We start from the raw sequence: 22,389 nt of genomic DNA, 5'->3' as shown, positions 1-22,389 counted from the left end.
CCCCGACAACCGAAACGGTCGTTCTCAGCGCAACTCGAACCGCTGCGTCTGAACGTGCTGCGAATCGAGCCCTACCTGCACCTCGAAAATCCCCGCCTCGGCCACCTGGCGCAGTTGCGCATCGACGAACTTCAGCTCGTGCTCGCCAACGCTGAAACGCACCTGCTGCTGCTCGCCTGCCTTGAGCCAGACCTTGCGAAACCCCTTAAGCTCCTTGACCGGGCGCACCACCGAGGCGGCCAGGTCATGGATATAGAGCTGCACCACAGTCGCACCATCACGTTTACCAATATTTTTCAGCGTCACGCTGACTTCCAGACGCTCGCCAGGTGCAAGCACGCCAGTCGACAGGCGCGGTGGCGACAGGCTGAACTGCGTATAGCTCAGACCGTAGCCGAACGGATACAGCGGACCGTTCGGCTCGTCGAAATATTGCGAGGTGTAGTTGCCCGGCTTGCCTTCGACGAAGGGCCGGCCCAGGCGTGAATGGTTGTAATAGATTGGGATCTGCCCCACGGAGCGCGGAAACGAGATGGGCAATTTGCCCGAGGGGTTGTAGTCACCGAACAACACGTCGGCGATGGCATGCCCGCCTTCGGTGCCGCTGAACCAGGTTTCCAGCATTGCATCGGCATTGGCCTGCGCCCAGCCAAGGCTCAGCGGCCTGCCGTTCATCAGCACCAGCACCAACGGCTTGCCGGTCTCTTTCAAGGCACGTAGCAACGCTTGCTGGCTGGCGGGAAGCTGCAAACTGGTGCGGCTGGAAGATTCATGGGACATGCCACGCGACTCTCCCACCGCGGCGATGATGATGTCCGCCTGCGCAGCTGCCGCGAGCGCCTCGGCGATCATCTCATCAGCCGGGCGCGGGTCCTGCACCACCTCGGGGTTGTCCCAGTTGAGGAAGTTCAGGTATTCGACCATCCGCGGGTCGTCGGTGAGGTTGGCGCCACGGGCATGGATCAGCCGGCCACGCTCACCGAGCGCGGCCTGTACGCCCTGACGCAGGGTGATCGTCTGCTTCGCAACCCCTGCCGCCGACCAGCTGCCGAGCATGTCGATATGCGAATCGGCCAGCGGCCCGACCAGTGCGATGGTGCCGGCCTTGTCGAGCGGCAGCACGGCATTGCGGTTTTCCAGCAGCACCAGAGACTGTCGCGCCACTTCGCGTGCGGCCTGGCGATGCAGCCGGCTTTCGGCATTGACCTCGACCGGGTCCTCGCTGGCCTGGCCGATGCGTCGATAGGGATCGTGGAACAGGCCCAGATCGTATTTTGCGCCCAGCACCTCGCGCACCGCCTGGTCGACGGCCTGTATCGGTACGTCACCCGCCTGCACCAGCTCGGCCAGATGCTGACCATAGAGCGAATCCGCCATGCTCATGTCGAGCCCGGCGTCGATCGCAAGCTTCGCCGCCTCGCGACCATCGGCGGCCACGCCATGGCGGAGCAGTTCGGTGATCGCTCCATGGTCGCTGATGGTCACGCCGGAAAAGCCCCAGTCTTCACGCAGCAGGTCGCGCAGCAACCAGCGGTTGGCGCTGGCCGGCACGCCATTGATGGTGTTCAACGCCACCATCACGCTACCCGCCCCCGCATCGATGGCCGCACGGTAGGGCGGCAGATAATCCTGATGCATGCGCAGCGGGCTCATGTCCACCACGTTGTAATCACGCCCGCCCTCGACTGCACCATACAGAGCGAAATGCTTGACGCTGGCCATCAGGCTGTCGGGATTGCGCAGCGACTCACCCTGATAGGCCCTGACCATGGTGCGGGCGATTTCGGATACGAGATAGGGATCTTCGCCGAAACCCTCTGAAGTCCGCCCCCAGCGTGGGTCGTGGGCGATGTCGACCATGGGTGCGAAGGTCATGTCCAGCCCGTCAGCGCTCGCCTCGATGGCTGAAGCACGCCCGGCTTTGGTCACCGCCTGCATGTCCCAGGTCGAAGCCAGACCAAGACCGATGGGGAAGGTCGTGCGATGCCCATGCACCACGTCGTAGGCAAAGAAGATCGGAATCTTCAATCGACTGCGCAACGCGGCGTCCTGCAAAGGACGATTGTCCTGCCGGGTAACCGAATTGAAGGTGCCGCCGATGTTTCCCGCAGCCAGTTCCTCGGCAAGGCGCTCCCTGGGCATGTCCGCACCGATGCTGATCAAACGCAGCTGGCCGACTTTTTCCTGCAGCGTCATCCGCTGCAAAAGCTGATCGATGAACGCCGGTTTGTCGTCCAGTCCAGCGGGATCGCTGACGGCCAATGTCGGGAACATGATCGAAACGGCGATCAGGCCAAGCAGACACAGCTTTTTCATTATTGATTTCCTGCTGACACGTCTTGTCGAGCACACCGCAGTTGGACCGCCGGATCGCTGGGTAGTGGCATTGCTGAATCATTCGCACCGAAATGCGCCCCGGAAGCAGAAGGAGGCCTCCGGGTGAATGGAATCTGAACGGGTTAACCGGCTACGCTTCGATACGCGCAGCGCCAAAAGATCATCGAGATTTCGAAGCGGCGATTATCACCGTGTTCATTTCGCGGCGTCGATCTTTTTCACAGCCTCGATCCAGGCAGGTTCGAGACGCGGCTGATCGGGGTCCAGGCCCTGCGCCTGCATGCTTTCCCGGTGACGTTCGATCTCGGCCTTCACGTCGAGCAGCGAACTGCTGTTGGCATCCAGCTGATGCATCTGGGTCAGGCCCAGATGGTAGAAGCGCAACAGCTTGATCGCCGACTCATCGCCGATGACCACACCCGCTTTCACGTGATGCATCACGTTAGTCACATTCATCAGGCTGCGCTTGAGGCGCCAGCCGTACACCGCCGAAGCCATCCACGGCTGTGGCCAGTAGACCAACCGCACCAGCGCAATGGTCAGCAGCAAACCCGCCACGACACCGGCGATATTCAGCCGCAGATTATCCCCGCCCGGCTGCCCGAATACGGTCACGGCCACTGTGGAAAGGCCCATCGCAAGCACCACGAAGGTCACCGCGACCACCAGGGTGCTGCGTCTTGTCTGCTGCCGGTAGGCGTCGGGACTCAGTGGCTTGATTTCGAATGCGGACATCGGGGTTCCTTCGAGGGCGGAAATTGCGTTGGCGCATTATCCATGCGCAACGCTCAAGAGACAGGGTCAAGCTCAGGACTTTTCGCGAGCTGCACGCTCCACTGGCCGCCGTGCGCCCGCCACCAGCTTGTCCACCGCACGCGCCGCCGCGACCATACCGAAGCTGGCGGTGACCATCATCGCCGCACCGAAACCGCCGGCGCAGTCGAGCTTCACCCCTTCGCCGACGAAGCTCTTGCTCTGGCAGACGCCGCCATCAGGCTTGGGATAACGCAGCTGCTCGGTGGAAAACACGCAGGGCACGCTGTAGGTGCGGCCCGGCGTGCGCGAGAAGTTGTACTCGCGGCGCAGCAGGGAGCGCACCTTGGCCGCCAGCGGGTCGTTGAAGGTCTTGTTCAGGTCGGTGACCTGGATCTGCGTCGGGTCCACCTGCCCGCCGGCGCCGCCGGTGGCGATGATCTGGATCTTGCGCCGCTTGCACCAGGCGATCAGCGCGGCCTTGGCCGGCACGCTGTCGATGCAGTCGATGACGCAATCCATCTGCTCGGTGATGTATTCGGCCATGGTTTCCCGGGTGACGAAATCGGCTACCGCATGCACCACGCAGGCCGGGTTGATGGCGCGGATGCGCGCCGCCATCTCGTCCACCTTGGGCTTGCCCACCGCGCCCTCCAGCGCATGGAGCTGGCGGTTGGTGTTGGTGATGCAGACATCGTCCAGATCGAACAGGCTGATCTCGCCGACACCGCTGCGCGCCAGCGCCTCGGCCGCCCAGGAACCGACCCCACCGATGCCGACCACGGCGACATGCGCCGCCGCCAGCCGTTCGAGCCCGGCCCGGCCATACAGACGGGCAATGCCGCCGAAACGCTGATCTTCGCTAGACATACCGCCCCCTGAAAAACGTCCGCCGATTATAGAACCTGCTCCTGGCAAGGTTCACCTGCCCGACCACACAGCAAACGACCTCAACGAAGAAAACCAGGCGCTTTTCGGCGCTCCTGGCGGCCTTTTTTAATTTACTATGGCGCCCTTTACCGCCCTACCGGAGCCCCGATGACCGCCCCTGCCCTGTCGCCGACCCTGGAACTCGCCTGCGAGTTGATCAATCGCCCATCGGTGACCCCGCTGGACGAGGGCTGCCAGCAGTTGATGAGCGAACGTCTCGCCGCCTGCGGCTTCGCCATCGAGCCGATGCACATCGAGGACGTAGAGAATTTCTGGGCGATTCGGGGCGAGGAAGGCCCGGTGCTGTGCTTCGCCGGCCACACCGACGTGGTGCCCACCGGCCCTGTGCAGGCCTGGCAGAATCCCCCCTTCGCGGCACGCATCGACGAGCACGGCATGCTCCACGGGCGCGGCGCGGCGGACATGAAGGGCAGTCTGGCATCGATGATCATCGCGGTGGAGCGCTTTACCGCCGACCATCCACAGCACAAGGGACAGATCGCCTTTCTCATCACCAGCGACGAAGAAGGCCCAGCGCACCACGGCACCAAGGCGGTGGTCGAGCGCCTGCGCGAGCGCGGGCAGCGGCTGGACTGGTGCATCGTCGGCGAGCCTTCGAGCACGGCGCTGGTGGGCGACGTGGTGAAGAACGGCCGGCGCGGCTCGCTCGGTGGCACCCTCACAGTACGCGGCCAGCAGGGCCACGTGGCCTATCCGCACCTGGCGAAGAACCCGATTCACCTGGCGGCGCCGGCGCTGGCCGAACTGGCCGCCGAGCACTGGGACGACGGCAACGTCTTCTTCCCGCCGACCAGCTTCCAGATTTCCAACCTCAACTCCGGCACCGGCGCCACCAACGTCATCCCCGGTACGCTGGAGGCGGTGTTCAACTTCCGTTTCTCCACCGAGTCCACGGTGGAAGGCTTGCAGCAGCGCACCGCGACCATCCTCGACAAGCATGGCCTCGACTGGCACGTCGACTGGGCCTTGTCCGGTCTGCCGTTCCTGACCGAGCCGGGCGAACTGCTCGACGGCGTCGCCGCGGCCATCCGCAGCGTGACCGGGCGCGAAACCACGCCCTCCACCAGCGGTGGAACATCCGACGGGCGCTTCATCGCCACCCTCGGCACCCAGGTGGTGGAACTCGGCCCGGTCAACGCCACGATTCATCAGGTCGACGAACACATCCTCGCCAGCGACCTCGATCTGCTGACCGAAATCTACTACCAGACCCTGGTCAATCTGCTCGCATGCTGACCTGCCCCATCTGCCAGGCACCGCTGCAAACGGTGGACAATGGCGTCGCCTGCCCGGCCAACCACCGCTTCGACCGTGCGCGCCAGGGCTACCTCAATCTGCTGCCGGTGCAGCACAAGAACAGCCGCGACCCCGGTGATAACCAGGCGATGGTCGAGGCACGCCGGCGTTTTCTCGACGGCGGGCACTATGCGCCACTGGCCGAGCGCCTGGCACAGCTGGCCGCTGAACGTGAGCCCGCGCGCTGGCTGGATATCGGCTGCGGCGAGGGCTACTACACCGCGCAGCTCGCCCAGGCACTGCCGGATGCCGAGGGCTATGCGCTGGATATCTCCCGCGAGGCGGTCAAACGCGCCTGCAAGCGCGCGCCGCAGCTCGAATGGCTGGTGGCAAGCATGGCCCGCGTGCCGCTGGCCGACGCCAGCTGCGACCTGCTGGCCAGCGTCTTCAGCCCGCTGGACTGGAACGAAGCCCGGCGCCTGCTCGCACCCGGCGGCGGCCTTCTGCGCATGGGGCCGACCCGCGAACATCTGTGGGAGCTGCGCGCCCGGCTGTATGACGAAGTACGGGATTACGACGACGAAAAGCACCTGTCGCTGATTCCCGAAGGCATGCACCTGGCCCACAGCGAAACCCTCGGCTACGAGCTGCAACTCGACGATCCCCAGGCCCGCGCCGACCTGCTCGCCATGACGCCCCACGGCTGGCGCGCCAGTGCCGAACGCCGCGCCGCGGTCATCGACGCGCCACTGCGCGTGCGCGTTGCGATACGCTATGACTGGATTCAGCGCGATCAGTAACTCCTTCACACAAGGCACCGCCATGCGCCAACCGGATATCGAGATCTACCTCAGGGACGCCAGCCAGCAGGCCGTCACCGATTGGCTCACCCAGGCCATCGGCCCCTGCTCGCCCTGGCAGCAGAAGGGCAAGACCTTCAAGTGCCAGGCCGGCAAGATTCCAGTGATCTGGCTGCCGAAAGCCGTCGGCAAATGGCACAGCCTGCTGCTGGAAAGCGACGCCACGCCATGGGAAGACGACATCGCCTGCGCCCGCGCCGCCTTCGCCGCGCTTGGCGTGGAAATCCGCTGCGCGCCCGGCGGCTGGCAGGAAGAGGAAGCCGAGGAAGACGCCGACCGCTGGATCAGCATCAGCGAACGTGGCGAAGAGCAAATCCTCTGGCGCACGGACTGACACCCGTAGGGCCGAATACATTCGGCCCTACGCGTTTTTCAGGACTTTCAGGTTCGTTCAGAAACGCTCACGTCGCCCTGCGCCTGCGCCAGAACCACAACCCCAGCGCACCCAGCGTCAGCAACAGCGGCACCAGCGCGATATTGAGGAATTTCAGGGTGCGCCCCAACGCTTCGATATCGGCATTGAGCTGGTAACGCACCTCACGCAACTCCTTGCGAATCCGCAGCTTCTCCTGCATGTAACCCTGCAGCGCGGCCTGCTGTTCGAGCGTCAACTCCAGGGCCTGCTCGGGATCGAGGCTCTGCAGTTCGGCCAGTTGCGCCTCGGTCTCGGCCAGGCGGTTCTGCAGCACTTCTTCCGTCTCGCGGAAACGGTTCTCGGCCTGGCGCTGCAGATCCTCCACCACCACGAACGGACGGGCCGAACGGCCACGCGAACGGACGCTGATCAGCGCATCGCTACCGGACAGGTTGTCCAGCGCATTGACCACGAAGCTGCCGTTGTCCGCCCAGGGCTGCGGGAAGCGCTGGCCGAAGAAGTCCTGCACCTGCACCCACATGCGGTCGCTCAGCAGGTCGGTGTCGGCCACGACGATGACGTTGATGCTGTCGCTTTCCTGCAAACCATCCTTGCGGCCTTCGATGCCGTTCGGATAGGCCGATTGCGCCGGCCCCTGAATGCGCGCCGCCAGCGTGTAGCGCTCGCCGGTGGGCTCCAGGCCACGCAGCAACTCCTCGGGATTCTGCAACGTATCCAGGCGTGCGGCCTCGACCGGCATGGCATAAGCCGAACTCTGCATCAGTGGCGTGAAGCGCGTGCTGGCGCCCTCCAGGGGTTCGAGGTAACCGGCGGTGGCCACGGTCAGGTTTTCCAGCGAAGCCGTGGTGACATCGTCGGCATCCAGCGCCTGCTGCGGCAGGCTCAACCAGCCGGGATGACGCACCGCCCTGCGCTCTGGGCCTACACCCACGGACATCGCGTAGGAAGCATCCGCCACCACCTGGCCGGCGGGCATGCGCAGCCCCCAGGCCTCGAACAGCGGTTCCAGCTCTGAAGCCTTTTCCTCGGCGAAACCGCCCGACCCCATCACCGAGCCCGGATCGGCTTCGCTGTACGGATCGACGAACGCCAGCAGCTTGCCGCCGCGCATCACGAACTGGTCGACCGCATACAGCGTCTGCTCCGGCAACTGCTTGGGATGCACCAGCATCAGCACCGACACGTTGGCCGGGATCAGGTCGATATCGTGCTTGAGGCTCTCGATATGGAACAGCTGGCGAATGTTTTCCAGCACCATCCACGGCGGCATCGCCTGCTGGGTGCGCATGTCGAAGCCGCCGTTGATCTGCAGCCCGGACAGCACCCCGACCACCGGCAGCTGCGCCGACGCCAAGCTCTGCACCAGGCGGCTGATTTCGTATTCGAGGAATTCCTCCTGATCCAGCGGGAAGAACGGAATGGTCTGGGTATGACCCTCGGCATTGGTGCCGGCGAGGCCGAAATAGACCTTGTCGCCGCCGCGATCCAGCGGCACCGCCTGCAGGCCGAGTTCGGCGGCGCGGTCCTCTTCCTCGGAGAATGGCTGCGGGTCGATCACCTGCAGCTTGAGCTTGCCGCCCGCCGCCCGCGCGTAGGCCCGCAACAGTTCCTCGACCCGCCGCGCGTAGTTGCGCAGCGCCACCAGGTCCCGGACAGCCGCATCGGAATAGAAGAACTGCAACTCGATGGGTGTCTCCAGCTCGTCGAGAATGGTCTCGGTGCCCTCGGAAATGGTGTAGAGCTTCTGCTCGGTCAGGTCCAGCCGGGCATTGGTGAACGCAAGGCCGGAGAAGATGTTGAAGGCCAGGAACGCCAGGGCGATCAGCAGCAGCCCGGCCCCCGAATAAATCACTCGTTTCATGTGGGCTCCCTTATGCCGCTTTCTTCAGATCGACGACCACGGCGGTGGCCGCCAGCCAGGCGACGATCAGCGTGACGAAATACAGCAGGTCGCGCAGGTCGATCACGCCCTTGCTGAGCGCGTCGAAACGGATCAGGAAACTCAGCGAAGCCACCGCATCCACCAGCCATTGCGGCGCCCAGGCGAAGGCGTCGAGCACCATCGGCAGGCCGCTGACGATGAACAGGAAGCACACGCTGACCGCCAGGATGAAGGCGATTACCTGGTTCCTGGCCAGCGCCGACATGCACGAGCCGATGGCCAGGAAGGCGCCGGCCAGCAGCCAGCTGCCGAAATAACCGGCGAGGATCGCGCCATTGTCCGGCTCGCCCAGGTAGTTGACGGTGATCACCATCGGGAAGGTCAGCAGCAAGGCGATACCGGCGAACACCCAGGCGGCGAGGAACTTGCCCGTCACCGCCTCGAAACGGGTGATCGGCAGCGTCATCAGCAACTCGATGGAGCCGGATTTGCGTTCCTCCGCCCACAAGCGCATGGCGATGGCCGGAATCAGGAACAGGTACAGCCAGGTATGGAAGCTGAAGAACGGCACCAGATCCGCCTGGCCGCGCTCGTAGAAGCCACCCAAGTAGAAGGTGAATACCCCCGAGAGCACCAAGAAGATCAGGATGAACACATAGGCCAGCGGCGTGGCGAAGTAACTGCCCAGCTCGCGTTTGAAAATCACCGGCAACTGGCTCATAGCGCCTCCCCTCGCGTCAGGTTGCGGAACACTTCATCCAGCCGACCGCGCTCCACGTCCAGCTCCTTCACCGCCCAGCCACGCTGGGCGATCAGGGCATTGACCTGCGGAAAGATCACCCGCCCCGGCTGCGCCAGCACGGTCAGGCTGCCCTCGGTTGGATTGACCTCGACCCCCGCCACGCCCGGCAAGGCCGCCAGCGCGACATCGTCCAGCAGCTCGTCGCTGATCAGTGTCACCGCCTGGTGATACTTCGAGCGGCTTTCCAGCTCCAGCGGCGTACCGTCGGCCACCAGCCGGCCATTGGCGATGATCAGCGCACGGCTGCAGACCGCCGTGACCTCTTCGAGAATATGGGTGGAAATGATCACGATCTTGTCCTGTGCCAGACCCTGGATCAGCTCGCGCACCTGATGCTTCTGGTTGGGGTCCAGGCCATCGGTGGGCTCGTCGAGCACCAGCACCTGCGGATCGTGCAGTATCGCCTGGGCCAGCCCGACCCGGCGCTTGAACCCCTTGGACAGCGTCTCGATGGACTGCCCCAGCACCTTCTCCAGCTCCACCTGAGCCGCGGCGGTCGCCACCCGCTGCTTCTTCTGCGAGCCGCGATAACCGCGCACCTCGGCAATGAATTCGAGAAAACCGCGCACCGTCATATCGCCATAACAGGGCGCGCCCTCGGGCAGATAACCGATCTGCCGCTGAGCCTGCAGCCGCTGGGTCTGGATATCGCAACCGAAGATGCTCGCCGTACCGGACGTCGGCGCGAGAAAACCGGTGAGCATCTTCATCGTGGTGGACTTGCCGGCGCCGTTGGGGCCGAGAAAACCCAGCACCTCGCCAGGCTGGACGCTGAACGACAAAGCGTCGACCGCCGTGTGCCGGTCAAATCGTTTGGTCAGATTCTTTAACTCGATCATTGGCCTCTCATCCATGGAACAAGACCGGTGCACCACGCATGCACCCGGCTGCAAAAAATGCCGGCGGCACTATATGAAGACGGATGCGGCGAATGCAACGGCCTGGGCGGATGGAAAATTGACTGAAGATTACGTGACGGGCGAGAGACGGCAAGCCGGTTGTCAGCAGCTCCTTGATAAAGGGAACAGCAAATTCGGCAATGCCTGGTTCTGCATAAATGCCGAAACCTTACACGTCACCGCAAGAACGCAAGAAAGGCCCCTCTCGTATGCACCCGGGAATAACTGTAGTAACGAAGGCAGATAAAGGTCTTGCCCATTCGCAATAGACGTGCTCCGTATGGATGAAGTAGTGTTTGGGCGCAATTCGCTCACGCATCCGATCGAGCAGACGAAGGCTTTCCAACCCTGCTGCATACCCCCCAAACAGATCTCCCCTGACCTGGAAAGCACCAGTCCCGACAAGGAGCAGAGCTATGACAAGGAAGGTTATCCACCAATCCGGCCGGAGCTTTGCCAAATGATTAGCCTTGAGTTCCTTGTTACTTCGCTCATTGTGGTGCTCATTCCGGGCACGGGCGTCGTCTACACTGTGTCGACAGGGCTCGTTCAAGGTCGCAAGGCAAGCGTCTTCGCCTCGCTTGGCTGCACGGTCGGAATCATCCCCCACCTCATGGCTACGGTTCTTGGCCTTGCCGCTGTCATGCACACGAGCGCCGTTGCATTTCAAATACTCAAATATGCCGGCGTCGCCTACTTACTCTATATTGCCTACGCGACCTGGCGTGACAAATCCGCTTTTGCAGTCGATGAAAGCCTGTCCAGAAGCTCGGCATCCGGCTTGATCACCAAGGCGTTTCTGCTGAATATTCTTAACCCGAAACTGACCATCTTCTTCCTCGCCTTCCTACCGCAATTCATCCCACCCAATACGAACGAACCGCTCTTGCAGCTTCTTCTATTGAGCGCCATTTTCATGGCAATGACTTTTCTCGTATTCGTCATTTACGGCCTTCTTGCGCACCTCTTTCGCAAGGCCGTTATCGAGTCGAAACGGGTTCAAGCCTGGCTTCGTCGTGGCTTTGCCGCTACCTTTGCGGGCCTTGGGGCAAACCTCGCATTTACGGAAAAATGATGGCCCTCATCTCGCCGGCTCTGTCGCGGCAAGCCGCGCAGGGCCAGTGAATTCAGACGCTAGAAACTCTAGCAGTACTGAATTCTGCTTTCAGAGAGGGACAGTCCACGATTTATTTCGCTCTTAACCAAACGCCCGGAATTTTCATGAAACTGAGCCGCAGCCTCCTCACAGAAGCAACGGAAAAGGGACTGCTCAGCGAGCAGCAGGCGGATAGGCTTTGGGCGTTTCTGGATGAGCGTGGGAAAGACACGCCGAGCTTCCGCTTCACACACATTCTTTACTACCTCGGTGGCTTGATCGCCATCGGCGCAATGAGTTTGTTTCTGACGCTGGGCTGGGAGCACTTCGGTGGGTGGGGAATATTCTTCATCGCACTGGCCTATGCCGGTGCAGGGCTCTGGCTCACGGAGCTCTTGCTTGACCGCAGCCACCTGCCCATTCCCGCAGGCATCACGGCAGCCTTTGTCGTGGCCCTTACGCCACTGGCGATCTATGGCCTGCAGGTCGCATTGGGCTGGTGGGCTGACGGAAAGGTTATGCATGAATACCACAGGCATATCGACTGGCGCTGGATATTCATGGAACTCGCCACGCTTGCCAGCGGCGTGGTCATGCTGTGGCGCTACCGTTTGCCATTCCTGCTCATGCCCATTGCGGCAACGCTCTGGTACATGAGCATGGACCTGACACCCCTTCTATTCGACGAAACGCATGTGACATGGGAACTACGAAAACTCGTATCGCTGTGGTTCGGTCTGCTCATCGCGTTGCTGGCTTTCTGGGTGGACATCCGCACCCGGAATGAAAAGGACTATGCGTTCTGGCTTTATCTATTCGGTGCCCTTGCATTCTGGTGCGGCTTGACCACGCTGCATTCAGACAGCGAACTGAGCAAATTCATCTATCTTTGCATCAATCTTGGAATGATTGTTGTGGGCGCCATGCTTTCACGCAGGGTCTTCACCATATTGGGCGCTCTGGGTGCTGCAGGCTATCTTGGCTATCTGGCCTACGATGTGTTCAAGGACAGTTTGATTTTTTCCTTCGCTCTGACGTTTATTGGCCTCGGGGTAATTTACTCAGGAATACTCTGGCAGCGTCACGAAAAGGCAATCAGCGGAAAGCTGCACAAGCTGCTTCCATTATCAATAAGAGAGTTGACTGAAAGACGTTAACGCCTTCTCTAAGCCTTTCGAAGACATATGCGCAAGAACCAGGAGCAAGTTCCATCAGGCCTGTTCGAGATCAGGCATGACATGCAGCAGATCAATCAGTGGCTATATTGCAGCTGACGACCGTAATGGTCGTCAGCTGTTCCGATCACTGAGTCCGACTTACCCGCCACACAATATTGGCCAGATCATCGGCAACGATCAGCGCACCGCGTGGGTCGACGGTTACGCCGACCGGGCGCCCGCGTGTCTTGCCATCGTCCGTGCGGAAGCCGGTGACGAACTCGACCGGCGGGCCGGAGGGGCTGCCGTTTTCGAAGGGAACGAAGATGACCTTGTAGCCCACCGGATTCTTGCGGTTCCAGCTGCCGTGTTCGCCGATAAATACGCCATCCGCAAATTCCTCACCCATGACTTCGCTGGAGAAGTCCAGGCCGAGGGCCGCGACGTGGGAGCCCAGGGCGTAGTCCGGCGTGATGGCCGCGGCGACCTTGTCCGGGTCCTGCGGCCTCACGCGGTCATCGACGTTCTTGCCCCAGTAGCTGTAAGGCCAGCCGTAGAAGCCGCCTTCCTGCACCGAGGTCAGGTAATCCGGCACCAGATCCTCACCTATCTCGTCCCGTTCGTTCACCACGGCCCAGAGTTGTCCTGAACCAGGCTGGATCGACAGTGCAGTGGGATTGCGCAGACCGGTTGCGTAGGGTTTGTAGGCGCCCGTCTCGGCATCGATCTGCCAGACCAGCGCGCGGTCCACTTCGGCTTCCATTCCGCGTTCGGTAATGTTGCTGTTGGAACCAATGCCTACGTAGAGAAAGCGTCCGTCGGGGCTGATGGTCAGTGCCTTGGTCCAGTGGTGATTGATGGCAGACGGCAGGTCGGTGACCTTGGTTGGCGGGCCGCCGGCTTCGGTCTGGCCGTCCTGGTAGTCGAAGCGCACCAGCGCATCCTGGTTGGCCACGTACAGGTTGCCCTCATGGAAGGCCAACCCGTAGGGGGCATTGAGGTCTTCGGCGAAGACGGTCTGGAGTTCGTAGGTACCGTCGCCATCGGCGTCGCGCAGCAGGGTCAGGCGATTACCGCTTTCGACCGAGGTATTGCCCCGCGCCTTGATATAGCCGGCGATCACATCCTTTGGTTTGAGATTCGCTGCATTGCCGCCACGCCCTTCCGCCACGAGGATATCGCCATTGGGCAGCACCAGGGTCTGGCGCGGGATCTTCAGGTCGGTTGCGATGGCCGTGACGGTGAAGTTCTCCGGCACTGTCGGAGTCTGGTCGCCCCATGGCACCGGTTCGGCAATCTTCATGCTGGGCAGCATGCCCCGTTCGGGTTCGGGAAGTTTGGGCTCTGGACCATACAGCTGGGCGCTGTCCCGTTCTTCGCCACCACATGCACTCAGAAGCAACGCCAGGGTCAGGGCCGTCAGCGGGCTGAGGTAGTTCATTCGGCACCTCCCGAACGCAGGTTGGTAAGACCGATACAGGTCGCCACGCAGGCCAGCAGGGTAACGATCACCGACAGAACCAGGCCGGCGGGCATGGTGGCCCAGGCATCCTTGGCGTGTTCAAGGGCGTTGATGAAGCCCAGCACCCAGGTCGCCAGTAACAGTAGAAAGTAGAGCAGTGGCCGCCCTGCCTTATGCTTGGCACGGATCAGGTTGACCAGTGCGAACAGTAACGCCAGGCCGCAGAAAACCAGACCACCGGCAATCAGCCAGGAGGAAAAGTTGCTCCACTGGATCTGATAACTGCGCAAGTAGGCGATATCGCTCAACAGAGCCCCGAGAAACAGGGGAACAGTCCCAGCAAGCAGGGTCGCATGCAACGGGTTCGGTGTCCTTCGGTAGATTCTTCGGTGAGTGCGGTGGGTGGTGGCGGTCACGGCTGGCTCCTCATCGCGGGGCGACCTGGCCTGCATTGCGGATGCGCTGGCCCGCCAGGCTCGCTCTGAACTGTGCATAGAAAAGGATCGTGCCGCCGGCGTATAAGTTCACTTCGATCTGCCGGTACAGGCAACGACCTGGCGGGTATCAAGTCCTTCATTGCACGCTCCGAAAGCAATTCACCGGCCTTCCGCACGTGGCTTGCCTTAAATAAAAATGTATATACAATGTGAATCTCTTTCGAACCGAGATTCACTTTTTGCGCGAGTATCCGCCATGTCCGAGAAACCGAAGAAAGTGAAGCTCAACAAGAAAGACAGCCAATTGCTGATCCGTATCAGCAGCACTGAACGCGAGCAGTTCGTGCAGTTATGCGAACAACTGGATACCAGTGCCGCTCGCGAAATAAGGCAGTTCATCCGTGGGTTCATCAAGAAGCACAAACCCACCGATCGGCCTACCAGCAAGGAGACATTCAATGTCCAAGAAAGCAGAAGCCAAGAAGTCCACTAAATCCCTCAAGCAGAAGATCAAGGCGCGCGAAGCCAAGGTCGAAAAGCACGAGAAGAAAATCAAGTCGCTGAAAAAAGCACTGAAGAAAGCTTGAATCCAGGCTCAGGCCGCCCGCTCCGGCGGCCTGTCGCTCAACTCAGCCAGCGCCAAATAGCGCTGGCTGAGTCGTTTTAGAAACCCTCAATCTGACACCTTCTTCAACAGGTCCTGGCCTCAGTCCAGCATGCCGCGTTCGATCTGCTCCAGGCTCTTCACGCCACAGAGCGCCATGGCCACCGCCAGTTCGCACTGCAGGCCGGCCAGCAACTGCGCGACAGCCGCCTCGCCACCAGCGGCCAAAGCCCAGGCCCAGGGACGACCGATCATCACGCCCTGGGCGCCGAGGGCGAGCGCCTTGAGGATGTCGGTGCCGCTGCGAATGCCGCCATCGAGCAGGATCGGCAGGCGCCCGTCGAGCGCCTCGGCCACCGCCGGCAACTGCCTGATGCTGGAAGCTACCCCATCGAGCTGGCGCCCGCCGTGGTTGGAGAGGACGACGCCATCGGCACCGCAATCGAGCGCCTGCAGGGCGTCGTCCGGCTCCAGAATGCCCTTGAGCACCAGCCTGCCCGGCCACTGCTGGCGCAGCCAGCGGATATCGTCCCAGGTCACGCAGGGGTCGAATTGCGCATCCAGCCAGGCCTTGAAGGCGCGCAGGTCGTTGGGGTCGGCGACCTGGTCGGTGAGGCTGCCGAAATGGTGTGGCTTGCCGCGAACGCCCACGTCCAGCAGCCAGCCCGGTCGCCGCGCCAGCTGGCTGGCCTTGGCGAGCCTGCCGCGCCAGCCGGGGTCGAGCATGCCGTTGCGGATGTCGCGTCGGCGAATCCCCGCGACCGGCAGATCGACGGTGAACAGCAGGGTGTCGCAGCCGTTGGCCAGCGCCTGTTGCAGCAGGCCCTGCACCGCTTCGCGGTCGCGCAGCATATAGAGCTGGAACCAGGCATTCTTCCCGCTTGCCGCCTGCACCTCGGCCAGCGAGCAGATGCCCACGGTGGACAGGCTGAACGGCACGCCAGCCACAGCCGCCGCCCGCGCGGCCTGGGCCTCGCCACGGCGCGCGTAGAGCCCGGCCATGCCCAGCGGCGCCAGCGCCAGGGGCATGCTCGCCGCCTGACCGATCAGCTCGCAGCGGGTATCGGGATTTTCCACGTCGCAAAGCACCCGCTGACGCAGGTGCACGCGCTGGAAGTCCCGGCAGTTGGCGGCCAGGGTGTGTTCGTCGCCTGCGCCACCGTCGATGTAGTCGAACAGGAAACGCGGCAACCGGCGTTCGGCCAGGCGCCGGTAGTCGTCGCAGCTGGCGGCCAGGCAATGCGTAGCACGGCTCATGACGTCGCCCTCCTCAACCGGTCACCCGGCGCCACAGCGCCCGGCCCACCACCCGTACCTTGTCGCGCGGCGTGAAGCGCTTGAGGGTGGCCTTGACCACGCCTTCGGTGAAGCGCGTGCGCTTGCTGTAGTCGATGCGCACATCCACCAGTACCGGCCTGCCCTCGCCGACCAGCGCCATCGCACGGGCGACGCCGTCCACGCATTGATCGTTGTTCTCGATGGCGACGAAGGCGGCGCCGGTGGCCTCGGCCAGCGCGGCGAGGTTGAGCGGCTGCAGCACGGTGCAGGTCTTGCGGTTGTAGGGAATTTCCTGGGCCTGGGCGATCTGCGACAACTCGCCGTCGTTGAACACGAGCAACGCCACGCCCAGCCCCAGGCTGCTGGCAGTGACCAGTTCCAGCCCGGTCATGCGCAACGCGCCGTCACCCACCACGCCCACCACCTGCCGACCGGGATTGGCCAGCTTGGCGCCGATGATCCCCGGCACGCAGTAGCCCATGGCGTTGAAATCGCTGGGCGAGATGAAACCGCGCGGGCCGTGGATGGGCATCAGCTCGGCCAGCAGGAAGGTGTGGTTGCCATCGTCGGCCACCACGATGGCCTCGTCGTTCAGCTGTGCACGCAGGGCCTGGCAGAACGCAGCCGGGTTCACCCGTCCACGGCTGTCGTGCTGCAGCCATTCCTTCAGATAAGCGGCCTTGTCGACAGCGATGCGCGCCGGCAGCGGGCTGGCCGGCGCCTCGCTGCGCAGCGCCCGGACCTCGGCCAGCAACGCCGGGATCAGTTGCTCCGCAGCCCCGGCCAGGGCGATCCGCGCGGGGTAGTTGGCGCCGAACACCTGCGGGTTGATGTCCAGGTGAATCAGGTTCTCCGGCACCGGCATGCTGTAGCTGCCGGTGGGGATTTCCGCGAAGCGCGTGCCCACCGCCAGCAGGCAGTCGCAATCACCGAAGGCATTGGCGGCAGCCGGCACCGCATAGTCGCCGAAGCCCATGCCCACATGCAGCGGATGCGTGGCGGGAAAGGCGCTGAGGCCTTGCAGCGTGGTGCACACCGGCGCGCCCAGCAGTTCGGCCAACTGGATCAGTTCCGCCTGCGCCCCCACCGCGCCCCAGCCGAGGAACAGGCCGGGCTGGCGTGCCTCGACCAGCAACCGCGCGGCTTCGCGCAGCTGCGCCGGATCATGACTGGCCGCCAGCGGATCGGCGACGAAGGGCGGCATTTCCGCCACTTCGCCGAGGAAGTTGCCGATGTTGTAGGGCAGCTCGACGAACACCGGCCCCGGCTCGCCACCGGTGGCGATGCGGTAGGCCTCGTACAGCGTGGGAATCACCTCGGCGTGGCTGAGGATGCGGAAACTGGCTTTGGTGATCGGCGCCAGCAGGGCGTGCTGATCGATATCGTGCAACTGGTAGCGGCGGCCGCTTTCACTGTGGATGCCGCCGGAAATGATCAGCATCGGAATGCCGTCCAGCCCTGCCTCGCCGATGCCACTGGCCGCGTGGGTGACGCCTGCTGCCGGAACGATCACCAGGGTGCCGATGCTTGATCCGGTGCGGCTGAAGGCATCGGCCATGAAGGCCGCGCCGCATTCGTGGGTCACCAGCACCGGCTGGATGCTGTCCGAGGCGTTCAGTTCGTCGTACAGCTCGGTGTTGTGTACCCCGGGGATACCGAAGGTGTGGCTGACACCCAGTTGTTCCAGGGCGAAACGTGCCAATGCGGCGCCGGTTTTCTTCATGGCTCTATGTCCTTGTTCTCATGTGTTCGTGGCATGGCCTGCGATGGCCTGCGCGGCGCGGCGGCCATTGAGGATGCAGTTGGAGAGAAAGGTGCCTTCCAGCGAGCGAATACCGCTGATGCCACCCCCGCCGAAGCCCGCCGCCTCCCCTGCCGCATACAGGCCGGGAACTGGCTCGCCCTGGGCATCCAGCACCCGCGAATACAGGTCGGTGAGCATGCCGCCCATGCTCTTGCGGCTGATCAGACGGGTGCGGATGGCGATCAGCGGGCCGCCACCGGAATCCATGATCGGTTGCACGCGGCAGGTGCGCAGCCGGTCGCCACGCCATTGCCGCAGCTGCTGCAGGCGGCGCAGCTGCTCGTCGTTGTACAGCGCCGGGCCGTGGCGGATGCCGGCGTCGTAGTGCTGCACCGTGGCCACCAGCAGGTTTGGGTCGAGCCGGCCATCGCCGGCCAGGGCGGTCATCTTTCCGGCCAGCTGCGGCAGGTTCTCGGCGGCCAGCACGTCGGGGCAGCGCTCGATCAGCCAGCGCACCAGCTCGCGGTTACCGGTAACCAGCTGCCACAGCAGCCGCAGCAGCTTGCGGTCGCGAAAATGCGGATTGCTGTCGGTGCCGGAGATGGCCATCTCCTTGATCGCGATGCGCCAGTTCAGCAACTGCCAGCCGTACTGGCCGGGCAACTGACCGATGCGCTTGCACTGGTCGTGGGTATCGAAGCCTCCTACTAGAGGCTGCGGACCGATACGCCGGCCTGTGGCGTCGAGCCAGAGCGCCGAGCGCGAGGGAATCAGGCTCAGGCCATGTTGCGGATACTGCGGCTCGGGATGGGCGATGCCGGCGGCGTAGTTCCACATTCGTCCGAGCTTGACCACCTGCCCACCCGCAGCCCGTACCTGGGCATGCAGCTCGCCGTCGGCGCGCGGGTCGGTGCCGTTGAGGATGTTCTCGGGAAAGGGTCCGTAGAGCGGGTCCCAGTGCTGACGCACCTTGGCCAGGTCGCCGTTGATACCGCCGCTGCACACCACCACGTGCTCGGCCTCGATACGGAAGTCGCCCTCGGGGCCGCGCCCATGGCAGCCCACCACGGCGCCGTCGCGTGTTTCCAGCCCCAGCACCCGATGTTCGAACAGGCAATTCAACCTGTCGTGCTCGAACATCTGCCGAGCCAGTGTCTGGGCGATCCCGCGCCCGCAGCCCCAGGCCACGTGGTAGCGCGGCAGCGAGTTGCCATCGCCGAAATTGCCGCGCTCAACCCATTGCACCGCCGGGAAGAAGCTCACGTCGCGCTGGCGCAGCCAGTCGTAGATATCCGCCTTGTTGCGCTCGGCATAGTGCTCGGCCCAGCGCCGTCCCCAATGATCGTCGGGCTCGAAGGCGGCCACGCGCAGCCAGTCTTCGAGCAGCAGCTGCGGCGAATCCTGCACCTTGTTGCGCCGCTGCTCGGGCGTGCCGCACAGCAGCATGCCGCCGAAGGCATCGTTGGCCTGGCCGCCGCAATGGCTGCGCGGCGCGGCATCGAGCAGCAACACCTCGCGGCCCTGGTCGAGCAGTTCCAGCGCGGTGCTGATCCCTGCCAGCCCGGCACCGATCACCAGGGTTTCACAACGATGAAGCGCAGCACTCATAGGGCCTCCTGGCAAACGCAGCGACAGCCTTGAGACTAGGCCGGCAGACGCCACTTGGCCTGACATTTCACGAAGACCAAGTTGACATATTGCGAATATGCGGCAGATTACGGCGTGCTGATACAGCCAAATTGCCGCCCACGCTCGTGCGGAATGAGGAGAAGGCGTGGCGACTGGTGCAACGCTCCCACGCAGGGAGCATGGGAGCGATCCAGATAACATTTGGCCGATGGTGGCTGAGCGTACCGACACAGCGCTTCCATGCTGGAGCACGGGAGCGCTCGAATAGCAAAGACTCGTCCAGGACTCTGCATGACCCAGATTGCCCGCAGCGCCGTGTTTATCGGCTTCGACAGCCTCTGTCGCCGTCATGGCCTCAACCCCCACGAGCTGCTGCGCCGTTGCGAGCTGGACCCGCTGGTGCTGCGCCGTCCCGATCTCTACGTGCCCTACGCGCGCTTTGCCCAGGCGCTCAACCTGGCCGCCACCGAAGGCCCGGCGCCGAGCTTCGGCCTGCAACTGAGCGAATACCACGACTATCTGGTGTTCGGCCCGTTCGGCCTGCTGTTGGCCCAGGCGGACAGCTTCGCCGAGGTGCTCAAGCTCACCCAGCAATACGTGCACCTGCATGCCCAGGGCATCTCGCTGCATCTGCAAACGCAAGGCGAGCAGCTGCGGGTCGAGTACCGCCTGCAGTTGCAGGAGCCGGTGGATCTGCGTCAGCTGCGCGAGCTGGGCCTTGGTGTTACCCAGCGCACCATGGCCGGGCTGTTCGCGGCTGAATGGCAACCGCGCCGGTTACTGATCAGCCACGCGGCGCTGGGCGAACCGCAGGAATATGCGCGGCTGTTTTCCTGCCCGGTGCTGTTCGAGCAGCCTTGCAGCGGCTTCGTCACCGACGCCGACATCTTCACCCTGCGCCCGGTAGAACAGCGCAGCCAGCTCAAATCGCACCTGATCGAACAGTTTCGCCATAACTCGCAGCTGCCGACGGACCACGTCGAGCGCACGCGCTATATCCTGCAATCGATCCTTTCCACCGGCGAGGCCCGACTGGAGGTGGTCGCCAGCCTGCTCGGCCAGCATCCGCGCAGCCTGCAACTGGCGCTGCAACGCCAGGGTCACAGCTTTCGCAGCCTGCTCGATAACGTTCGCTACGACGAGGCGCGCCAGCAGCTGCGGCTTTCCGCGCAATCCATCACCGATCTGGCGCTGCACCTGGGCTACGCCGACGAGACGGCCTTCTCCCGTGCCTTCAAGCGCTGGAGCGGGATGGCACCGCAACAATGGCGCAAGGCGCATTTCGACGTCACATAGCGCGCCCGAGAGACCTGCTAAGCTCGCCCCTATCACAACCAGAGGAATCACCCATGCGTCGCATCACCACCCTTATCGCCGGCCTGCTGCTGTCCAGCGGGGCATTCGCGCTTTCGCTGTCCGACCTGAGCCAGGGCGATGCCAGCGCGGGGCTCAAGGATGCCTTGAGTCAGGGCGCCAAGGTCGCCGTGCAGCAACTGGGCAAGCCCGGTGGTTTCAGCAATGACCCCGATGTGCGCATCGAACTGCCGGGCAACCTCGGCAAGGCCTCGCGGATGCTGAAGATGCTGGGCATGGGCTCGCAGGTCGAGGCCCTGGAAGACAGCATGAACCAGGCCGCCGAAGCCGCCGTGCCCCAGGCCCAGGCGCTGCTGCTCGATGCCGTGAAGAAGATGACCGTGGCCGACGCCAAGGCGATCCTGGCCGGCGGCGACGACTCGGCCACCCAGTACTTGGACAAGACCAGCCGCGATCAGATCCGCGACAAGTTCATGCCCATCATCAAGCAGGCCACCGACCAGGTCGGCGTCGCCCAGCAGTACAACGCACTCGCCGCCAAGGCATCCGGCCTCGGCGCGGTCGATGCCAAGTACGGCACCATCGAAGGCTACGTCGCCGAGCAGGCGCTCGACGGGCTGTTCACCGTCATCGCCGAGCAGGAAGCGAGCATCCGCCAGAACCCGACCCAGGCGGCCACCAGCCTGGCCAAGAAGGTGTTTGGCGTACTGAGCGGCAACTAGCAGGCCGTTGAAAAACTACCTGCGTTGGTAATACTGCGTTAAAAACAGGCTCGGAATGCTCATTTAGAACACCTAAACTCCGCTTCCTCACCTGTTTTTGCCTTGTCTTACCTGCCTCGCCTACGTTTCTCAACGGCCTGCTAATCGACACGGAACACCGATGTATCACGGGGAAAAGCTCAACGCCTGGACGCACCTGGCCGGCGGCGTGCTGGCGGTGATCGGCAGCGTCTGGCTGCTGATCCTGGCGGCCATGAGCGGCGACGTGGCGAGGATCGTCAGCGTGGCGATCTACGGTTTCACCCTGGTGCTGCTGTACAGCGCCTCGACGCTCTATCACAGCCTGCGCGGCCGGGCGAAGGTGATCATGCGCAAGCTCGATCACCTGTCGATCTACCTGCTGATCGCTGGCAGCTACACGCCCTTCTGCCTGGTTACCCTGCGTGGCAGCTGGGGCTGGTGGTTGTTCGGCATCGTCTGGGGCCTGGCCGTCATCGGCATGCTGCAGGAGATCAAGCCACGCTCGGAAGCGCGCGTGCTGTCGGTCGTCATCTACGCGGTGATGGGCTGGATCGTGCTGGTGGCGGTCAAGCCGCTGCTCGCAGCGCTCGGCGGCGTCGGCTTCAGCTGGCTGGTCGCGGGCGGCGTGCTCTATACGGTGGGCATTCTCTTCTTTGCCTACGACCAGCGCTTTCGCCACTGGCACGGCATCTGGCACCTGTTCGTGATGGCCGGCAGCCTGCTGCATTTCGTGGCGATTGCGGGATACGTAGTCTAGCTCCCTCCAGCCAAGGGCCGGTCGGCCGAATGAATTCGGCCCTACATTGATGCGGCTTCCGCGGCCCGTAGG

21 protein-coding genes are annotated in these 22,389 nt (G+C 63.3%); 10 read left to right on the top strand and 11 right to left on the bottom strand.

The window, feature by feature from the left end:
• Positions 1 to 24 precede the first annotated feature (24 nt).
• The 3 genes from bglX to tcdA form a co-directional block, all read right to left on the bottom strand.
• A complete protein-coding gene (gene bglX, locus G7020_RS17810; RefSeq protein ID WP_181086480.1) occupies positions 25 to 2,316 on the bottom strand; it encodes a beta-glucosidase BglX in 2,292 nt (763 codons plus the stop codon).
• A 216-nt stretch (positions 2,317 to 2,532) separates the two neighbouring features.
• Positions 2,533 to 3,072: a DUF3087 domain-containing protein gene (locus tag G7020_RS17805; protein ID WP_181086479.1), complete on the bottom strand. Its 540-nt coding sequence runs from the start codon at positions 3,070 to 3,072 to the stop codon at positions 2,533 to 2,535.
• A 72-nt stretch (positions 3,073 to 3,144) separates the two neighbouring features.
• Positions 3,145 to 3,960, bottom strand: a complete 816-nt coding sequence (gene tcdA, locus G7020_RS17800; RefSeq protein ID WP_181086478.1) for a tRNA cyclic N6-threonylcarbamoyladenosine(37) synthase TcdA — start codon at positions 3,958 to 3,960, stop codon at positions 3,145 to 3,147.
• Positions 3,961 to 4,128: 168 nt separating this feature from the next.
• Between tcdA and dapE the strand changes: the two genes are divergently transcribed.
• Genes dapE through G7020_RS17785 form a run of 3 tightly spaced genes read left to right on the top strand, consistent with a single transcriptional unit; the run spans position 4,129 to position 6,471 of the window.
• The gene (dapE, locus tag G7020_RS17795) at positions 4,129 to 5,277 is read left to right on the top strand and encodes a succinyl-diaminopimelate desuccinylase (RefSeq protein WP_181086477.1); all 1,149 of its coding nucleotides are present in this window, start codon (positions 4,129 to 4,131) and stop codon (positions 5,275 to 5,277) included.
• Entirely contained in the window at positions 5,271 to 6,077 is an 807-nt protein-coding gene (locus G7020_RS17790) for a putative RNA methyltransferase (RefSeq protein ID WP_181086476.1), read from the top strand. Before dapE ends, G7020_RS17790 begins: the two co-directional genes overlap by 7 nt.
• A gap of 22 nt (positions 6,078 to 6,099) precedes the next feature.
• Complete coding sequence (locus G7020_RS17785) at positions 6,100 to 6,471, top strand: hypothetical protein (RefSeq protein ID WP_181086475.1); 372 nt, start codon at positions 6,100 to 6,102, stop codon at positions 6,469 to 6,471.
• A 67-nt stretch (positions 6,472 to 6,538) separates the two neighbouring features.
• Here the strand turns inward: G7020_RS17785 and G7020_RS17780 are convergent, their stop codons facing one another.
• From G7020_RS17780 to G7020_RS17770, 3 genes are read right to left on the bottom strand one after another with little or no spacing between them, the layout of a single operon-like run.
• Positions 6,539 to 8,374, bottom strand: a complete 1,836-nt coding sequence (locus G7020_RS17780) for a GldG family protein (protein WP_181086474.1) — start codon at positions 8,372 to 8,374, stop codon at positions 6,539 to 6,541.
• 10 nt (positions 8,375 to 8,384) lie between these two features.
• Positions 8,385 to 9,116, bottom strand: coding sequence for an ABC transporter permease subunit (locus G7020_RS17775; RefSeq protein ID WP_181086473.1), 732 nt, complete (start codon positions 9,114 to 9,116; stop codon positions 8,385 to 8,387).
• The gene (locus G7020_RS17770) at positions 9,113 to 10,036 is read right to left on the bottom strand and encodes an ABC transporter ATP-binding protein (RefSeq protein WP_181086472.1); all 924 of its coding nucleotides are present in this window, start codon (positions 10,034 to 10,036) and stop codon (positions 9,113 to 9,115) included. The genes G7020_RS17775 and G7020_RS17770 overlap by 4 nt, the downstream gene beginning before the upstream one ends.
• A gap of 520 nt (positions 10,037 to 10,556) precedes the next feature.
• Between G7020_RS17770 and G7020_RS17765 the strand changes: the two genes are divergently transcribed.
• Together G7020_RS17765 and G7020_RS17760 are read left to right on the top strand one after the other, a co-directional pair.
• A complete protein-coding gene (locus G7020_RS17765; RefSeq protein ID WP_181086485.1) occupies positions 10,557 to 11,171 on the top strand; it encodes a LysE family translocator in 615 nt (204 codons plus the stop codon).
• A 146-nt stretch (positions 11,172 to 11,317) separates the two neighbouring features.
• Positions 11,318 to 12,349 (top strand): DUF2157 domain-containing protein, encoded by a 1,032-nt coding sequence (locus G7020_RS17760; protein ID WP_181086471.1) that lies wholly within the window; start codon positions 11,318 to 11,320, stop codon positions 12,347 to 12,349.
• Between the two features lie 145 nt (positions 12,350 to 12,494).
• Here the strand turns inward: G7020_RS17760 and G7020_RS17755 are convergent, their stop codons facing one another.
• Together G7020_RS17755 and G7020_RS17750 are read right to left on the bottom strand one after the other, a co-directional pair.
• Positions 12,495 to 13,790 carry a PQQ-dependent sugar dehydrogenase gene (locus G7020_RS17755; RefSeq protein WP_181086470.1) on the bottom strand — a complete coding sequence of 432 codons (1,296 nt, stop codon included), beginning with the start codon at positions 13,788 to 13,790 and terminating at the stop codon, positions 12,495 to 12,497.
• The gene (locus G7020_RS17750; protein WP_181086469.1) at positions 13,787 to 14,227 is read right to left on the bottom strand and encodes a DUF2231 domain-containing protein; all 441 of its coding nucleotides are present in this window, start codon (positions 14,225 to 14,227) and stop codon (positions 13,787 to 13,789) included. Before G7020_RS17750 ends, G7020_RS17755 begins: the two co-directional genes overlap by 4 nt.
• Positions 14,228 to 14,504: 277 nt before the next feature.
• Here G7020_RS17750 and G7020_RS17745 point away from each other — a divergent pair, with 277 nt between their 5' ends.
• The gene (locus G7020_RS17745; RefSeq protein ID WP_181086468.1) at positions 14,505 to 14,741 is read left to right on the top strand and encodes a hypothetical protein; all 237 of its coding nucleotides are present in this window, start codon (positions 14,505 to 14,507) and stop codon (positions 14,739 to 14,741) included.
• Entirely contained in the window at positions 14,707 to 14,835 is a 129-nt protein-coding gene (locus tag G7020_RS24115) for a hypothetical protein (protein WP_258189383.1), read from the top strand. The genes G7020_RS17745 and G7020_RS24115 overlap by 35 nt, the downstream gene beginning before the upstream one ends.
• A 119-nt stretch (positions 14,836 to 14,954) precedes the next feature.
• Here the strand turns inward: G7020_RS24115 and G7020_RS17740 are convergent, their stop codons facing one another.
• From G7020_RS17740 to G7020_RS17730, 3 genes are read right to left on the bottom strand one after another with little or no spacing between them, the layout of a single operon-like run.
• The gene (locus G7020_RS17740; RefSeq protein ID WP_181086467.1) at positions 14,955 to 16,109 is read right to left on the bottom strand and encodes an L-lactate dehydrogenase; all 1,155 of its coding nucleotides are present in this window, start codon (positions 16,107 to 16,109) and stop codon (positions 14,955 to 14,957) included.
• A 13-nt stretch (positions 16,110 to 16,122) separates the two neighbouring features.
• A complete protein-coding gene (locus G7020_RS17735; RefSeq protein WP_181086466.1) occupies positions 16,123 to 17,853 on the bottom strand; it encodes a thiamine pyrophosphate-binding protein in 1,731 nt (576 codons plus the stop codon).
• A gap of 18 nt (positions 17,854 to 17,871) precedes the next feature.
• On the bottom strand, positions 17,872 to 19,482 hold the full coding sequence (locus G7020_RS17730) for an FAD-dependent oxidoreductase (protein ID WP_181086465.1): 1,611 nt from the start codon (positions 19,480 to 19,482) through the stop codon (positions 17,872 to 17,874).
• 312 nt (positions 19,483 to 19,794) lie between these two features.
• On the opposite strand from G7020_RS17730, the gene G7020_RS17725 reads away from it, so the two are divergent.
• The 3 genes from G7020_RS17725 to trhA all read left to right on the top strand — a co-directional run bounded on the left by G7020_RS17725 (position 19,795) and on the right by trhA (position 22,317).
• The gene (locus G7020_RS17725; RefSeq protein WP_181086464.1) at positions 19,795 to 20,799 is read left to right on the top strand and encodes an AraC family transcriptional regulator; all 1,005 of its coding nucleotides are present in this window, start codon (positions 19,795 to 19,797) and stop codon (positions 20,797 to 20,799) included.
• 53 nt (positions 20,800 to 20,852) lie between these two features.
• Positions 20,853 to 21,539 carry a DUF4197 domain-containing protein gene (locus G7020_RS17720; RefSeq protein ID WP_181086463.1) on the top strand — a complete coding sequence of 229 codons (687 nt, stop codon included), beginning with the start codon at positions 20,853 to 20,855 and terminating at the stop codon, positions 21,537 to 21,539.
• Positions 21,540 to 21,699: 160 nt separating this feature from the next.
• Entirely contained in the window at positions 21,700 to 22,317 is a 618-nt protein-coding gene (trhA, locus tag G7020_RS17715; RefSeq protein ID WP_181086462.1) for a PAQR family membrane homeostasis protein TrhA, read from the top strand.
• The last annotated feature ends 72 nt before the right edge of the window (positions 22,318 to 22,389 follow it).

Origin of the sequence: Stutzerimonas stutzeri (assembly GCF_013522825.1) — a bacterium.
GTDB lineage: Bacteria > Pseudomonadota > Gammaproteobacteria > Pseudomonadales > Pseudomonadaceae > Stutzerimonas > Stutzerimonas stutzeri_AK.
This window is presented reverse-complemented; position numbering and strand designations above follow the sequence as displayed.

Excerpts from the sequence above, each read along its gene's own strand:
- bglX (WP_181086480.1), bottom strand. The coding sequence starts at position 2,316 with ATGAAAAAGCTGTGTCTGCTTGGCCTGATCGCCGTTTCGATCATGTTC.
- G7020_RS17805 (WP_181086479.1), bottom strand. The coding sequence starts at position 3,072 with ATGTCCGCATTCGAAATCAAGCCACTGAGTCCCGACGCCTACCGGCAG.
- tcdA (WP_181086478.1), bottom strand. The coding sequence starts at position 3,960 with ATGTCTAGCGAAGATCAGCGTTTCGGCGGCATTGCCCGTCTGTATGGC.
- dapE (WP_181086477.1), top strand. The coding sequence starts at position 4,129 with ATGACCGCCCCTGCCCTGTCGCCGACCCTGGAACTCGCCTGCGAGTTG.
- G7020_RS17790 (WP_181086476.1), top strand. The coding sequence starts at position 5,271 with ATGCTGACCTGCCCCATCTGCCAGGCACCGCTGCAAACGGTGGACAAT.
- G7020_RS17785 (WP_181086475.1), top strand. The coding sequence starts at position 6,100 with ATGCGCCAACCGGATATCGAGATCTACCTCAGGGACGCCAGCCAGCAG.
- G7020_RS17780 (WP_181086474.1), bottom strand. The coding sequence starts at position 8,374 with ATGAAACGAGTGATTTATTCGGGGGCCGGGCTGCTGCTGATCGCCCTG.
- G7020_RS17775 (WP_181086473.1), bottom strand. The coding sequence starts at position 9,116 with ATGAGCCAGTTGCCGGTGATTTTCAAACGCGAGCTGGGCAGTTACTTC.
- G7020_RS17770 (WP_181086472.1), bottom strand. The coding sequence starts at position 10,036 with ATGATCGAGTTAAAGAATCTGACCAAACGATTTGACCGGCACACGGCG.
- G7020_RS17765 (WP_181086485.1), top strand. The coding sequence starts at position 10,557 with ATGATTAGCCTTGAGTTCCTTGTTACTTCGCTCATTGTGGTGCTCATT.
- G7020_RS17760 (WP_181086471.1), top strand. The coding sequence starts at position 11,318 with ATGAAACTGAGCCGCAGCCTCCTCACAGAAGCAACGGAAAAGGGACTG.
- G7020_RS17755 (WP_181086470.1), bottom strand. The coding sequence starts at position 13,790 with ATGAACTACCTCAGCCCGCTGACGGCCCTGACCCTGGCGTTGCTTCTG.
- G7020_RS17745 (WP_181086468.1), top strand. The coding sequence starts at position 14,505 with ATGTCCGAGAAACCGAAGAAAGTGAAGCTCAACAAGAAAGACAGCCAA.
- G7020_RS24115 (WP_258189383.1), top strand. The coding sequence starts at position 14,707 with ATGTCCAAGAAAGCAGAAGCCAAGAAGTCCACTAAATCCCTCAAGCAG.
- G7020_RS17740 (WP_181086467.1), bottom strand. The coding sequence starts at position 16,109 with ATGAGCCGTGCTACGCATTGCCTGGCCGCCAGCTGCGACGACTACCGG.
- G7020_RS17735 (WP_181086466.1), bottom strand. The coding sequence starts at position 17,853 with ATGAAGAAAACCGGCGCCGCATTGGCACGTTTCGCCCTGGAACAACTG.
- G7020_RS17730 (WP_181086465.1), bottom strand. The coding sequence starts at position 19,482 with ATGAGTGCTGCGCTTCATCGTTGTGAAACCCTGGTGATCGGTGCCGGG.
- G7020_RS17725 (WP_181086464.1), top strand. The coding sequence starts at position 19,795 with ATGACCCAGATTGCCCGCAGCGCCGTGTTTATCGGCTTCGACAGCCTC.
- G7020_RS17720 (WP_181086463.1), top strand. The coding sequence starts at position 20,853 with ATGCGTCGCATCACCACCCTTATCGCCGGCCTGCTGCTGTCCAGCGGG.
- trhA (WP_181086462.1), top strand. The coding sequence starts at position 21,700 with ATGTATCACGGGGAAAAGCTCAACGCCTGGACGCACCTGGCCGGCGGC.